Here is a 13731-nt window from a genome sequence, read left to right as displayed (position 1 = left end):
GCATGAACCGCGTCAGGCCGCGCCGGGCCGGCCCAGCAGGCCATTCGGACGCAGCAGCATCACGGCCGCCATGGCCACGTAAATCATCAGGTGCGCACCCTCGGACCAGACCGTGCTCATCACGCTTTGCACGATGCCGACCAGGATGCCGCCGATGAGGGCCCCCCAGAAGCTGCCCAGCCCGCCGATGACCACCACCACGAAGGCGATGCCCAGCGCTTCCACGCCCATGAAGGGATCGGCTCCGCGGATCGGTGCGGCCAGCGCCCCGGCAAGACCGGCCGTGGCCGCGCCCAGGGCGAAGACCAGGCTGAAGATGCGTTGAATGTTCAAGCCGAGCAGGCTGACCATTTCGGTCGATTCCGAACCGGCGCGCACGATCGAGCCCAGGCGCGTGCCTTCCAGCACCCACCATAGCAGCAGCGCCATGACGGCGGTCAGGCCGATGACGAAGAGCCGGTACTTGGGATAGACGAAGCCGCCCCACATCACCACCCCTTGCAGCAGATCGGGCGGCGAGACGTTGTTGCCCAGCGGCCCCCATATCGAGATCACCGCTTCCTGGATCACCAGCGCCATGCCGACCGTGAAGAGAATGTGGAAGTGATGCGGCAGCGCATAGACATGGCGCAGCACGAAGCGCTCCACCACCCACGCGAACAGACCCACGAGCAGCGGTGCAATGAGCAGCGACCACCAGAAATCGAGGCCCAGGCTGGTGACCTGATAGCAGAGATAGGCGCCCAGCAGGAAGAAGGCGCCATGCGAGAAATTGACGAAGCGCAGCAGGCCGAAGACGATCGACAGGCCCACCGCCAGCAGGAAGTAGAGCATGCCGATGCCTACGCCATTGGCGATCTGCAGCAGATAGATGTTCATGGAACCTCGTGACGAAGATGCAGCAAATGCGGCCTGTTCGCCCAGGCAGGCGAACAGGCCCTGAAACTCAAGGCATGGACATCACAGCTTGCACTGCGTCTTCTCGAGCGCCAGGAAGGACTGGCCGGAGGAAACGATGTCCGCATAGTCATTCTTGTTGGCCATCTTCGCCTTGGCCTTGCCCTTGAGCAGGTAGTAGTTCTTGATGACCTGGTGATCGCCCTTGCGGATTTCCTCGGTACCGGTCAGCCCTTCGTACTTCATGCCTTCCATGGCCGCGATCACCGCCTTGGGATCGGTACTGTTGGCCTTGATGATGGCGTCCAGAATGATCTTGGTACAGATGTAGGAACCGGCCAGGCTGTAGTTGGGATCCATCTTGAGCTTGTCGTTGACCAGCTTGACGAATTCCTTGTTGAAGGGCGAATCGATGGCATGCCAGTACTGCGCGCCGAAGTAGACGCCATCGCAGATATCCGCGCCCAGGGTCTCGAACTGTTCCAGCCCCGACGCCCAGGCCATGAGGATGGTGCAGTTGTTCTTCATGCCGAAGCTGACGGCCTGGCGCAAGGTATCGGAGGACTGCGAGCCGAAGTTGAGCAACAGCAGCACGTCGGGTTTGGCGGCAATGGCATTGGTGAGATAGCCGGAGAATTCCTTCTCGCTCAGCGAGTGGTAGCTGTTGCCCACATGCTCGATGCCCTTTTCCTTGAAGATGTTCTTGGCCGCCGACAGCAAGCCTTCACCGAACACGTATTGCGGCGTGATGGTGTACCAGCGCTTGGCATTGGGCATCTTCTCCAGCAGCGGGCGCACGGTCTGTTCAATCGCACCGAAGGTCGGCACCGACCAGCGGAAGGTGGCGTGGTTGCAGTCGCTGCCGGTGATCTCGTCGGCCCCGGCGGTGGTGATGAAGACCGCGCCGGCCTTGTCGGCTTCCTTGCCCATGGCCAGCGCCTCGCCGGAGAGGATGCCGCCGGCGAAGAAGCGCGTGCCCTTCTCGATGGTCTCCTGCATCTTGCGTACGGCGGTGGCGGGTTTGCCTTCGGTGTCGAGGTTGACGTAGCTGGTGCTCTTGCCCAGTACCTTGCCGTATTTCTGCAGGGCCAGCTTCATGCCCATGTCGGCGAACTTGCCGTTGGCGGCGAAGGGTCCGGACATCGGCACCGGACAGCCGAAGGCAATGCTCTCGGCCTGGGCAAAGACATCGTGGTAGCTCAGTGCGCCGGGTGCGGCCAGTGCAGACAGTTTCAGGAAATTGCGACGGCTGATCATGCTTGTTTCTCCCTCAAGGCTAACGATTGACAGATGACATCCACGGAATTGCGCAATGCTGCAGTACTGCCCGTCAACGCAAGTTCCATGCCCGTTCCTCCCAAAAAACTTAGGAAGATCGCGCAGGCTTGATTTGCATGGACGTGAGAAATCCTCCGCCGCGAACGGGCGGAAAGGCGTCGGTCAACAGGGTCGCGCCGCCTGGCGACAGAGCCGCAAGACAGTACGTGACGACGAATGAAACGCTGCTGCGGCGCGTCTTTGCGCCGCGTGGCGTGAGCCGGCATGAGGCTCCTCCTGCCGCTCCTAAGAGCGTGTCTCCAGTTGTGGTTTGCCGTTCTCCCGTGCTGTCGGTGTGTCTCCACCGATCATCCACGACGGTCTGGTTTTCTAAGTTTTCCTGCTTTGGTGCAAGCCCGGACGTGACTTCCTGCGGGCTGAGGATGGCTGATGCTTCCTGCACCGTGCCTGACGTTTTCTGCACCAACAAGGCCGACGGCCATCGGTGGCGCCGGACCTTCATCATACGCATCCGCCAAAGAAAAACGGCATGAAAATTTCATGCCGTTGATCCTGTTTATTTCATCTGCGGGAAAGCGAATTCCGCACCTGCACTGGCGGTATTGGGCCAGCGCTGCATCACTGCCTTGGCCCGGGTGTAGAAGCGCACTCCCTCCGGTCCGTACATGTGATGGTCGCCGAAGAGACTGCGCTTCCAGCCGCCGAAGCTGCTGAAGGCCATCGGCACCGGCAGCGGCACATTGACCCCCACCATGCCCACTTCGATCTGGCGCACGAACTCGCGCGCCACGCCGCCGTCACGGGTGTAGACCGCCACGCCATTGCCGTACTCGTGCGCATTGATCAGTTCGACTGCACTGGCGATATCCGGGCAGCGCAGCACGCACAGCACCGGCCCGAAGATCTCTTCCTTGTACACCGTCATCTCCGGGGTCACATGGTCGAGCAGGGTGCCACCGACAAAGAAGCCTTTCTCGAAACCCGGTACCTGGTAGCCACGGCCATCCACCACCAGGGTCGCGCCTTCTTCCACGCCACGGCCGATGAGGTTTTCGATGCGTTCCTTGGCGGCCGCGGTCACCACCGGACCCATCTCGGCACCGGCCGCCATGCCTTCGTTGATCTTCAGCTTGCGCGCGCGCTCGGCCAGGGCTGCCACCAGTTCATCACCGGCGCTGCCCACGGCCACCGCCACCGAGATCGCCATGCAGCGCTCGCCGGCCGATCCGTAAGCCGCGCCCATCAGGGCGTCCACGGCCAGCTGCATGTCGGCGTCGGGCATCACCACCATGTGGTTCTTGGCGCCGCCCAGGGCCTGCACGCGCTTGCCCTTGGCCGAGCCACGGGCGTAGATGTATTCCGCAATCGGGGTCGAGCCGACGAAGCTGATGGCCTTGACCTGCGGATGATCGAGCAGGGCATCGACGGTGACCTTGTCGCCCTGGATGACGTTGAAGACGCCATCGGGCAGGCCGGCCTCCTTCAACAGATCGGCGATCAGCAGCGCGGCCGAGGGATCGCGTTCGGAAGGTTTCAGCACGAAGCAGTTGCCGCAGGCAATGGCGATGGGGAACATCCACATCGGCACCATCGCCGGGAAGTTGAACGGCGTGATGCCGGCCACCACGCCCAGCGCCTGGCGCATCGACCAGGCGTCGATGCCGCGGGCGATCTGGTCGGTGTATTCCCCCTTGAGCATCTGCGGGATACCGGCGGCAAACTCGACGATCTCGATGCCGCGCGCCACTTCGCCCTGGGCATCCGAGAAGGTCTTGCCGTGCTCGCGCACGATGATGCGGGCGAAGTCGTCGGCGCGCTGCTGGATCAGGTGCAGGAAGCGGAACAGGACCCGCGCGCGCGTCAGCGGCGGCGTGTTGGACCAGGCCGGAAAGGCGGCCACACCGGCCTTCACTGCCGCATCGACCTCGTCGGCCGTACCCAGCGCGACCTGCGCCACCGGCACACCCTGGGCCGGGTTGAAGACATCGGCATAGCGCCCGCTGGTGGTATCGACGCGCGCGCCGCCGATGTAGTGTGCAATCTTTTCCATGACTCTTTCTTGCGTATTTTTTCGTGAAGGGGGATCAGGCCAGGGTCTTGAGGATGGCCGCCAGCTTGCCGAACAGTTCGTCGATCTGCTGCTTGTTGATGATCAGCGGCGGCGACAGGGCGATGATGTCGCCGGTGACGCGGATCAGGATGCCGTCATTGAAGGCACGCACGAAGGCGTCATAGGCGCGGGCACCCACGCGGCCCTGGATGGAGGCCAGCTCGATGCCGGCGATCAGGCCAATGGTGCGCACATCGATCACGTTCGGCAGGCCGCGCAGGGAGTGCGCCGCTTCCTGGAAGTAGTCGGAGACCGCTTGCGCATTCTCCAGCACGCCTTCGGTCTGGAACACCTCCAGCGAGGCCAGGCCGGCCGCGCAGGCCAGCGGGTGCCCCGAATAGGTATAGCCGTGGAACAGTTCGATGCCATCCGGACCGTTCATGAAGGCATCATGGATCTCTTTCTTGACGAACACCGCACCCATCGGCACCACGCCATTGGTGAGACCCTTGGCGGTGGTGAAGATATCCGGTTCCACATCGAAGTAGTCGGACGCAAAGGGTGTCCCCAGGCGGCCGAAGCCGGTGATGACTTCATCGAAGATCAACAGGATGCCGTGCTTGGTGCAGATTTCGCGCAGGCGTTTCAAGTAGCCCTTGGGCGGGATCAGCACGCCCGTGGAGCCGGCCACCGGCTCCACGATCACGGCGGCGATATTGGTGGCGTCGTGCAGGGTGACCAGGCGTTCGAGCTCATCGGCCAGGTGCGCGCCGTACTCTGGCTCGCCCTTGGTGAAGGCATTCTTTTCCAGGTTGTGGGTATGCGGCAGGTGGTCCACGCCCGGCAGCAGCGCGGTGCTGAAGGTCTTGCGATTGCCGCCGATGCCGCCCACCGACATGCCGCCGAAGCCCACACCGTGATAGCCGCGTTCGCGACCGATCAGGCGGGTGCGGGTGGCGTTGCCCTTGGCGCGGTGATAGGCCAGGGCGATCTTGAGCGCCGTATCCACTGCTTCCGAGCCGGAACCGGTGTAGAACACGTTGGCGAAGCGGTTGCCGGTGTAGGCCTTGAGGCGCTCGGCCAGTTCGAAGGCGCTCGGGTGGCCGAGCTGGAAGGAGGGCGCATAGTCCAGCGTAGCCACGGACTTCTGCACGGCCGACACGATCTTGGGATGGGCGTGGCCCAGCGGTACGCACCACAGGCCGGCGGTACCGTCCAGGATGGCGTTGCCGGCGTCGTCGCGGTAGTGCATGCCTTCAGCCGACACCAGCATGCGTGGCGCGGACTTGAAGTTGCGGTTGGCAGTGAAGGGCATCCAGTAGGCCGACAGGCTGGAGGGATGCGTTTGGTCTTGGCTGGACATGGCAGGCACCGTGAAAAAGGGAGAATTCGGGGAAATCAAAGACAGTGCCTGATTATTGCCAGACAGCGCCCGCATTGTTAGCTACACTTTTGATTTTCGCTGGAAACTGTATTGGTCTGCAGGGAAAACTGTATTGCTCCATCTGGCGGGAGAGCGCTGCCTGCCTGCGCATGGTCAGCCTGTCGTCATTCCCGTATTCAAAGGGGATGCGGCCTGATTTGCGTGTATCGGGAGCCACGCCACCGGGACCAATACAGTTCTGCATTTTCGCCTACACTTTGGCCTGCGGGAGCAATGCAGTCTCCCGCCAGCCGCCACACACTGTCAGAAAGGATGCCATGGCCAAGCCCGCCAGCGCACCGTTGCAACTGGATTTGAGACGCAAGACGGCTGAGCGCCTGGTGGAGCAGGTGACGGCTGGTCTGGCCGGCCTGATCGAATCGGGCGAATTGCGTTCCGGCGAGCGCCTGCCCTCGGTACGCCAGTTCGCGCAGCATCATGACATCGGCTCCTCCACCGTGGTGGAAGCCTACGAGCAGCTGGTGGCGCGCGGCATGCTGCAGGCCCGGCGCGGTGCCGGTTTCTTTGTCGCCGCGCGGGCCGGGCAATCCGGGGCGCGTGCCGTTTTCGTGCCGCCCGAGCCGGTGATTGACTCGGCCTGGCTGCTCTCGGAAATGTTTGCCGACGAGCGCGTGCCCATCAAGGCCGGTTGCGGCTGGCTGCCCGGCAAGTGGCTCAACGATGAGGGCCTGCACCAGGCCGAGCGCCGCATCATCCGTTCGCCCGGCGCCCAGCAGGTCGGCTATGGCCACCCTTACGGATATGCGCCGCTGCGTCAGCTGATCGCGCAGTTCCTCGGTCATTGGGCGCTGGAACTGGGCATCGAGCAGGTGCTGACCACGCATGGCGCCACGCAGGCGCTGGACCTGATCATCCGCACCATGACCCAGCCGGGCGATACGGTGCTCATCGATGATCCCGGTTACTGCAACCTGATTGCGATGCTGCGCCTGGCCGGCCTGAACGTGATCGGCGTACCGCGTACGCCCGGTGGCGTGGACACCGACATGCTGGACACGCTGGCGCGCACGCATCATCCCAGGATGTTCTTCACGACCAGCGTGCTGCAGAACCCGACGGGGACGTCCTACACGCCGGCCTGCGCCATGCGCGTATTGCAGGCGGCCGAGCGCTATGGTTTCTGGGTGGTGGAGGACGACATCTTCCGCGAACTCGGACAGGCCACCGATCCCATGCTGGCTGCGCTCGATGGCCTGCAACGGGTGATCTACGTGGGCAGTTATTCCAAGACCATCGCGCCGTCGCTGCGGGTCGGCTACATCGCCTGCCAGCGTGAACTGGCGCGGCAGATCGTGCATACCAAGATGGTGCTGACGCTGACCAATTCGGAGATCAACGAGCGCCTGGTGCACAACGTCCTCACCGAAGGCCATCACCGGCGTCATGTGCAGACGCTCAATGCGACGCTGCTCAATGCCCAGTCCACGCTCAACGCCAAGTTGACCGAAGTCGGCTTGACGCCCTTCACGGCGGCGCGCGGCGGCATGTTCAGCTGGGCCACCATCGAGGGCTGTGAATTGTCAGCACGCGAGATCGCGGACCGGGCGCGACAGAAGGGCATCTGGCTGGCACCGGGGGATTTCTTCCATCTGTCGGCGCCGCACAAGACCAGCTTCCGCTTCAATGTGGGGTATGCGGATGTGCCGGCGTTGTTTGATTTTTTGCGGGGGTTGTAGGCCGGGTTAGGTCGAATGGTTACGCGGCCGCAGCACCCACCCCGTGGTCCCCACGATCAGCAAGCCCCCCATCCAGCCCTGCAGGGACAGGTGTTCCTGCATCCACACCACCGCGATGAGCGCGCCCCACAGCGGCTCGCTGCCCATCAGCAGGGCCACGCGTGACGCACTGGTGCGTGCGGCCGCATGGTTCTGTACGAAGAAGGCCACGATGGTACACAGCAAGACCAGGAACGCCATCGCCCACCAGAAGGAGGCGGTGGCCGGAAGGGGCATCCAGCGCTGACCCGGCAGCACCATCATGAGCACCAGCGATCCCGCCGTCATGACACCCATCTGCACCGCCGTCAGCGTGAGTGCGGGCAAGCCGAACCGCAGGCTTTGGCGGCGTGTCAGGCACACCATCACACCGCGCAGGAGTGCGGCCAGCACCATCAGCGCATCGCCCCAGCTCAGGTGCGAGAGCGTGATGCCGTCCTGGAATGCCAGCAAGGCAGCACCCACAAACGACAATGCGCACGCAATGAGTGCCGAACGCTCGGGACGCTGGCCCAGCAGCAGCCACTCGCACCAGGGCGTGAAGACCACGCACAGGCTGATCAGGAAGGCGGCATTGGAGGCCGTCGTCATCGATACGCCGACGGTTTCGCAGATGAAGATGGCCAGCAGGACCACGCCCAACACGAGCGCCCCTGCCAGCGATCTTTTCCACGTGGGGACGGAAGTGATGCTGCGCAAGGCGGGGGCCAGCAGGAGAAACGTCAGGCCAAACCGCAGCACCAGGAACTGCAGCACCGGCAACTGCTCAGTGGCAATTTTCGCGGCGCTGTAGCTGCCGCCCCAGATCACGGCCACCAGCAGCAGCGCCCATTCAACAGGATTGAGTCGCAGCAGGGTTGTAGGCCGGGCGGGGGCGTGCAGCAGGGAGGACTTGTTCATGAGGTCTCATCGTGGCGTTGGGTAGAGCTGGTGTATTGTCTTGGGACCGATGAGACCTGACTAGCCAGGGATGAAGAACAGGAGTTGTGCCGCATGAGAACAAATGAGTTGGCCGAGGTACTGCATGAGCTTGTCACGTTCGTGCGAGTGGTCGACGCCGGCAGCTTTTCAGCCGCTGCGCGTCAGCAGGGCATGACGCCTTCGGCCGTGAGCCGCCAGGTAGCCCGTCTGGAAAAGATGATGGGCGTGGCATTGTTCCAGCGCACCACGCGACAACTGCGCCTGACCGAAGCCGGACTGGATGTGCTGGAGCACGGACGCAAGATGGTGGCCGCCGCACGCGCCACCTTGCTGGCGGCCGAGGGCCATGCCGGCGCGCCCAAGGGACTGGTCAGGATGAGTGCGCCCAAGGCGTTTGCGCGGCACCTGCTGCAGCCGGTGCTGTTGGAATTCCTGACGAGCTATCCGGAGGTGGATGTGCATTTGATGGTAGTGGACCGGCTGGTTGATCCGCTGCGTGAAGGCGTGGATCTGGTCATCCGGCTGACGGACACGCCGCCGCCGGGTATGGTGGCGCGCGGCCTGCTGCCGGTGCGGCAACTGGTACTGGCCAGTCCGGCGTATCTCGCGGCCCATGGGCCGATCCATCATCCGGAAGACCTGATGAGCCATAGCTGCCTGACCCTGGGTGAACAGGAGCGGGACAATCGCTGGCGCTTCGTCTGCGAGACCGGATCGGCCGAGATCATCGTCGCCGGTCGCTGCGCGATCAATCACAGCGAGATGCGGCTGGCGGCCATCGAGGCGGGGCTGGGCGTAGGCTGCGTGCCCGATTTCGTGGCGCGGGAGGCTTTGGCTGCCGGTCGTGTCGTCCGGCTTCTGCGGGAATGGAATTTCGATATCAATTATTCCGGCATGGCTTATCTGCTGTTTCCATCGTCGCGCCATATTGCGCCCAAGATGCGGGTGCTCATTGACTATCTGGTGGAGGCGTTGCAGGCACAAGCGGATTGATGGGGGAGGCTGACCAGGCCGCAAGCACCTCTGCATCTTCAGCAGAGCAATGGACGAATTCGGCCCGGTTCTTCCGGATCTGCTATCGTCGCGACGCCAGCCTTATTTACTCCAGGATTTCACCCATGACGTTTTCTGCACCAAGCCCCATCCGCGCCGTCGTCTTCGATTTCGGCGGCGTGCTCTTCGACTGGAACCCGCAGTACCTTTACGAACAACTGATCGCCGACGAGCAGGAGCGCAATCACTTCCTCACCCACATCTGTTCGCCCGAATGGAATGTGCAGCAGGATGGCGGCCGCACCCTGGCCGAGGCCACTGCGCATCTGGTGGGGCAGTATCCCGAACGCGATGCGCTGATTCGCGCCTTCTACGATCGCTGGACCGAGATGCTGCGTGGTCCGTTGCCCGAAGGCGTGGCGCTCTTGCGTGAACTGCATGCGCAGCAGGTGCCGGTGTTCGGCCTCACCAACTGGTCCTCGGAAACCTATCCGCATGCGCGCGACCACCACGATTTCATGCAGCTGTTCCGCGATATCGTGGTCTCCGGCGAGGAGCGCTGCATCAAGCCCGAGCCGCGCATCTACCAGATCGCGCTGGAGCGCTATGCACGGCACCTGCCGGGCCTGAAGCCCGAAGAGCTGGTTTTCATCGATGATGCGTACAAGAATATCGAAGGCTGTCGTGCGCTGGGTTGGCACGGCATCCATCACGTCAATGCGGCGACCACGCGGGCGTCGCTGCGCGCACTGGGAGTGCCGTGCCGGGAGTGAAGACGTCCTGATGCCCCGGTCATCAGGCGATGGCAAACACCTCCACCACGTCGCTAAGCCGGCGCGCCTGCGCCTGCAGCGCCTGCGAGGCTGCCGCAGCCTGTTCCACCAGCGCGGCATTCTGTTGCGTGACCTGATCCATCTGCGAGATGGCATGGTTGATCTCAACGATCCCCTTGCTCTGCTCGGCACTGGAGTCACTGATGGCGCCGATCACCGACACTACCCGGTCCACGCTGGAGACCACATTGCTCATGGTCTCGCCCGCACGGTTGACCAGCGCGCTGCCGCTGGCGACCTTGTCCACGGAGTCGTCGATGAGCTCCTTGATCTCCTTGGCGGCCGAAGAACTGCGCTGCGCCAGGCTGCGTACCTCTGAAGCCACCACCGCGAAGCCGCGTCCCTGCTCACCTGCGCGCGCTGCTTCCACGGCGGCATTGAGGGCCAGGATGTTGGTCTGGAACGAGATGCCGTCGATCACGCTGATGATGTCCACGATCTTCCTGGACGAGTCCTCGATGGAAGCCATGGTCATCACCACTTCCTTGACCAGCTGGCCACTTTCGGCCGCGACCACCGAGGCTTCGGTGGCCAGCCGGTTGGCCTCGCCAGCGCTGTCGGCGTTCTGTTGCACGGTGGCCGTCAGCTGCTCCATGGCCGAGGCGGTCTCTTCCAGCGAGCTGGCCTGCTCCTCGGTACGCGAGGACAGATCAAGGTTGCCCGTAGCAATCTGGCTGCTGGCCGTCGCAATGGCGTCGGTACCGGAACGCACTTCACGTACGATCTCGCGCAGACCGCTGTTCATGCTCTTCATCGACATCATGAGACTGTTCGGATGGCGGGTATCAGCGTCGACCTCGCTGCGCAGGTCACCCTGCGCAATCCGCGCGGCCAGCGTCGAGGCCACGGCCGGTTCTCCGCCCAGCTGCCGCAGTACGCTCCTGGTGATGAGAGTGGCGGCGATCAGTCCGCTCGCCAGTGCCAGCATCCCCAGTGCGATGAGCAGTCTGCGCGCGGTCGCATAGACGGCAAGTGCCTCATTCTTTGCGGCGTCGTTGAGCTGATCCTCGAATGCGGAGAGCTCAGCCAGGGTATTGCGTCGTTGCGCCTGCATGGCGCCCACCGGACTGTTGACCCCGACCCTGAGCTCGTCGGTTTTTCCTGCTTTGGCGAGGTCAATCATCGTCGAGAGCAAAGGGGTGATTTCCCTTGTCTTTTGCTGGATGAGGCTCAGTGTCTTCTTCTCCGTCTCGGTGGTTTCCTCCACTTCTGCGAAGAGCTTGGCCAGTGCGCTTTCGGCCTCCGTGTAGATGACGATCTGTTTGTGCAGATTGTCGGCGTTCAGGTTCAGGTCTTGCGGTGTGCTTGCCAGCCCGATCCCGCGCGAGGACAGGGATTGTTCATAGGCTGCCGCACGCATGGTCGAGAGATGACGAATCTCCACATTGTTGACCTCGGTGATGGACAGCAATTGCTGGTTGACATCGGCGAGATCTTTCAGAGCGATGCCGATGATCAGCAGCATCAGAACGAGCACGGCACCAAAGCCGAACTTGAGGCGCGAAGAAACCGTCAGACGGGTGAAATCCATACACTCTCCATTGAGCATTTTTTAATCATAGGGTTGGGATTCAAGACGCCGCCTGAAAGTGACCGGGTGCGGATGATGTGGATGCTGATCCCACAGATGACGTCTGGAAGCGCGGATCCTGATTCAATAGGGGGCGATTGCTGTTCGAATGCCGTCCGCCATGAAAGAAGGATGAGGACAACGTGGTCTTGTCTTTCCCGATGCTGCGACCTGTCCCTCGGGAAAGCCGCTCAATGTAGAGCAAACGTGCGTGTTTGATTAGCGCTGAAAATTTAACGGCAGTATTCAAAAAAACCGTCCAATGGGCGGATGCTGCTCAGAGGGGAGGCCGCGAAAATGGACGGACTGACGCTGCAGGCGGGTCATGGCGCGGTTGCGCGATGGACGATCCTCACGGGGGCGGGGGCGAAGCCTGCGCAAGGAGCCTGCCGCGCAGCTTCGTGCGCGGCAGGCAGGGTGGATAAACGGTGTGGTCAGTGGCTTATTCGCAACGCCCACTCAGCAGGTCACATCGCACGGACCCGCCATCGGAGGCCGCTACGGACGCAGTCCCCCTCGCTTGCTCACCCAGATACGCCTTCCACTGCTCCGGCTGCCCCAGCCAGCGCCCGGTATCAAGCACTTCCAGGGTATTGCCCCGTTGCAGCACGAAGGTCGGGAAGCCGCGTCCGCCGACATGGTTCAATAATTCACGGCTGGCCTCGATGTGATTGGCCAGCTCTTCCTGTTCAACCCGCTGCAGTTCTGCGATGAAGGCAGCGGGCGCGATGCCCAGCGTCTGCGCCAGCTCGGTCAGCGTCGCTACTTCGGAGATGCGCCGCCCTTGCTGGTAATGCGCACGCTGGATCGCTGCCAGCATGTCCAGCCCGGCGGCCTCGTCCTTGAGCGCCCGCACCGCCAGCACGGCGGCGATTGGTGGTGCAGAGTCGAAGATCGCTTCGGTATCGCGCAGCAGGCCGTCGAAATAATTTTCGCCAAACGCTTGTCCGGTCATCTGCGCGATGCGGTGATCGTGCGGCATCACGTAATCACGCAGTTGCGCATCGACGCGGCGACGATTGCGACCGGCCATCATGCCGCCCCCATGCGCCTGCACAGACAGTACCTCGCGCGCCGCCGCCACCAGCGGCGCAGCGCCATAGCACCAGCCGCACAACGGATCGTGGATGTAGTGAAGCACGGTGTCGTGCGGGGCAGCGGGGGTGGTCATGATGCGATGTCCTCTTGAATGAATCGGCACAGGGCCTGACGTTTTCTGCACCGTCAGGCCCGTGATGCAATGATATGGAACGGGATCAGTAGCCTACCGTGAAGCGGGTACGCACGTGCTTCGGCTGTTCCAGTTCGTCCAGCAGGGCCACGGCGTAGTCCTCGTAGGAGATCCAGCTCTTGCCATCGGCACCGACCAGCAGTGCATCCTGGCCGAGGCGGAACTGGCCGGTGCGTTCACCGGCGATGAACATTGCCGAAGGCGACAGGAAGGTCCATTCCAGTTCGCTCTCTTCACGCAGGGCATTGAGAAAGTCCCGGCCACCGGACGCCTCGGGCATGTATTCGGCGGGGAATTCCGGGGTATCGATGAGCGCCTTGCCCGGTGCGATTTCCAGGCTGCCGGCACCGCCGACCACAGCCAGGCGCTTCACGCCTGCTGCCTTCACCGCCGGCAGCAGGTCGGCGGCACCAAAGGCGGTGAAGCGGCCACTGGAGATGACCACGTCGGCGCCCTTGATGGCGGCGGCCAGTGCGGCAGCGTCCTTGACGTCGGTCGCGACGGCGGTCACGCCGGTACGCTGGGCGATCTTGCCGGCGTCGCGGGCGATGGCGATGATGTTGTGGCCGCGGCGCAGGGCTTCGTCCACGATGCGGGTGCCGACGTTGCCGGAGGCGCCGATGAGTGCGATTTTCATGAGGTTTCCTTTCTGGAGTGGGTACGGACAACTGGGCAGAATCTGGCCTGGAGCAGTCACCCACGTGAACACGTGGTCTTCATGTGGGTATCAGGAGTGGCCATCATAGGATCGCTTTTGATTTCGAAAAACAGCATAATCGATCACAGTTTGTTTCTGAAA

11 protein-coding genes are annotated in these 13731 nt (G+C 62.9%); 3 read left to right on the top strand and 8 right to left on the bottom strand.

Features of this window, described 5'->3' with window-relative positions:
• Positions 1 to 12 precede the first annotated feature (12 nt).
• The 4 genes from HNO82_RS11275 to aptA form a co-directional block, all read right to left on the bottom strand.
• Positions 13 to 879: a branched-chain amino acid ABC transporter permease gene (locus tag HNO82_RS11275; RefSeq protein ID WP_175343770.1), complete on the bottom strand. Its 867-nt coding sequence runs from the start codon at positions 877 to 879 to the stop codon at positions 13 to 15.
• An 81-nt stretch (positions 880 to 960) separates the two neighbouring features.
• Positions 961 to 2154 carry an ABC transporter substrate-binding protein gene (locus tag HNO82_RS11270; RefSeq protein ID WP_008333535.1) on the bottom strand — a complete coding sequence of 398 codons (1194 nt, stop codon included), beginning with the start codon at positions 2152 to 2154 and terminating at the stop codon, positions 961 to 963.
• A 577-nt stretch (positions 2155 to 2731) separates the two neighbouring features.
• Positions 2732 to 4225 carry a CoA-acylating methylmalonate-semialdehyde dehydrogenase gene (locus HNO82_RS11265; protein WP_175343769.1) on the bottom strand — a complete coding sequence of 498 codons (1494 nt, stop codon included), beginning with the start codon at positions 4223 to 4225 and terminating at the stop codon, positions 2732 to 2734.
• A gap of 34 nt (positions 4226 to 4259) precedes the next feature.
• Positions 4260 to 5588, bottom strand: a complete 1329-nt coding sequence (gene aptA, locus HNO82_RS11260) for an omega-aminotransferase AptA (RefSeq protein WP_175343768.1) — start codon at positions 5586 to 5588, stop codon at positions 4260 to 4262.
• A 338-nt stretch (positions 5589 to 5926) separates the two neighbouring features.
• On the opposite strand from aptA, the gene HNO82_RS11255 reads away from it, so the two are divergent.
• Complete coding sequence (locus tag HNO82_RS11255; protein WP_175343767.1) at positions 5927 to 7345, top strand: aminotransferase-like domain-containing protein; 1419 nt, start codon at positions 5927 to 5929, stop codon at positions 7343 to 7345.
• Between the two features lie 6 nt (positions 7346 to 7351).
• Here HNO82_RS11255 and HNO82_RS11250 read toward each other — a convergent pair whose 3' ends face one another.
• The gene (locus tag HNO82_RS11250; RefSeq protein ID WP_175343766.1) at positions 7352 to 8284 is read right to left on the bottom strand and encodes a DMT family transporter; all 933 of its coding nucleotides are present in this window, start codon (positions 8282 to 8284) and stop codon (positions 7352 to 7354) included.
• A gap of 93 nt (positions 8285 to 8377) precedes the next feature.
• Between HNO82_RS11250 and HNO82_RS11245 the strand changes: the two genes are divergently transcribed.
• Positions 8378 to 9298, top strand: coding sequence for a LysR family transcriptional regulator (locus HNO82_RS11245; protein WP_175343765.1), 921 nt, complete (start codon positions 8378 to 8380; stop codon positions 9296 to 9298).
• Between the two features lie 125 nt (positions 9299 to 9423).
• Positions 9424 to 10071, top strand: a complete 648-nt coding sequence (locus HNO82_RS11240) for an HAD family hydrolase (RefSeq protein WP_175343764.1) — start codon at positions 9424 to 9426, stop codon at positions 10069 to 10071.
• A gap of 22 nt (positions 10072 to 10093) precedes the next feature.
• On the opposite strand, the gene HNO82_RS11235 is transcribed toward HNO82_RS11240, so the two are convergent.
• From HNO82_RS11235 to HNO82_RS11225, 3 genes are all read right to left on the bottom strand, one after another.
• A complete protein-coding gene (locus tag HNO82_RS11235) occupies positions 10094 to 11662 on the bottom strand; it encodes a methyl-accepting chemotaxis protein (RefSeq protein ID WP_175343763.1) in 1569 nt (522 codons plus the stop codon).
• A gap of 481 nt (positions 11663 to 12143) precedes the next feature.
• Positions 12144 to 12872: a DsbA family protein gene (locus tag HNO82_RS11230; RefSeq protein WP_034351688.1), complete on the bottom strand. Its 729-nt coding sequence runs from the start codon at positions 12870 to 12872 to the stop codon at positions 12144 to 12146.
• Between the two features lie 85 nt (positions 12873 to 12957).
• Positions 12958 to 13569 (bottom strand): NAD(P)-dependent oxidoreductase, encoded by a 612-nt coding sequence (locus HNO82_RS11225; protein ID WP_175343762.1) that lies wholly within the window; start codon positions 13567 to 13569, stop codon positions 12958 to 12960.
• Positions 13570 to 13731 lie beyond the last annotated feature (162 nt).

Origin of the sequence: Herbaspirillum sp. C9C3 (assembly GCF_013359625.1) — a bacterium.
Taxonomy (GTDB): domain Bacteria; phylum Pseudomonadota; class Gammaproteobacteria; order Burkholderiales; family Burkholderiaceae_D; genus Herbaspirillum.
Note: the sequence above shows the minus strand (reverse complement) of the source record. Positions and strands in the feature narration are given on the sequence as shown.

Coding starts and splice junctions, on each gene's coding strand:
- HNO82_RS11265 (WP_175343769.1), bottom strand. CDS start 4,225: ATGGAAAAGATTGCACACTACATCGGCGGCGCGCGCGTCGATACCACC.
- HNO82_RS11250 (WP_175343766.1), bottom strand. CDS start 8,284: ATGAACAAGTCCTCCCTGCTGCACGCCCCCGCCCGGCCTACAACCCTG.
- HNO82_RS11270 (WP_008333535.1), bottom strand. CDS start 2,154: ATGATCAGCCGTCGCAATTTCCTGAAACTGTCTGCACTGGCCGCACCC.
- HNO82_RS11240 (WP_175343764.1), top strand. CDS start 9,424: ATGACGTTTTCTGCACCAAGCCCCATCCGCGCCGTCGTCTTCGATTTC.
- aptA (WP_175343768.1), bottom strand. CDS start 5,588: ATGTCCAGCCAAGACCAAACGCATCCCTCCAGCCTGTCGGCCTACTGG.
- HNO82_RS11245 (WP_175343765.1), top strand. CDS start 8,378: ATGAGAACAAATGAGTTGGCCGAGGTACTGCATGAGCTTGTCACGTTC.
- HNO82_RS11225 (WP_175343762.1), bottom strand. CDS start 13,569: ATGAAAATCGCACTCATCGGCGCCTCCGGCAACGTCGGCACCCGCATC.
- HNO82_RS11275 (WP_175343770.1), bottom strand. CDS start 879: ATGAACATCTATCTGCTGCAGATCGCCAATGGCGTAGGCATCGGCATG.
- HNO82_RS11235 (WP_175343763.1), bottom strand. CDS start 11,662: ATGGATTTCACCCGTCTGACGGTTTCTTCGCGCCTCAAGTTCGGCTTT.
- HNO82_RS11255 (WP_175343767.1), top strand. CDS start 5,927: ATGGCCAAGCCCGCCAGCGCACCGTTGCAACTGGATTTGAGACGCAAG.
- HNO82_RS11230 (WP_034351688.1), bottom strand. CDS start 12,872: ATGACCACCCCCGCTGCCCCGCACGACACCGTGCTTCACTACATCCAC.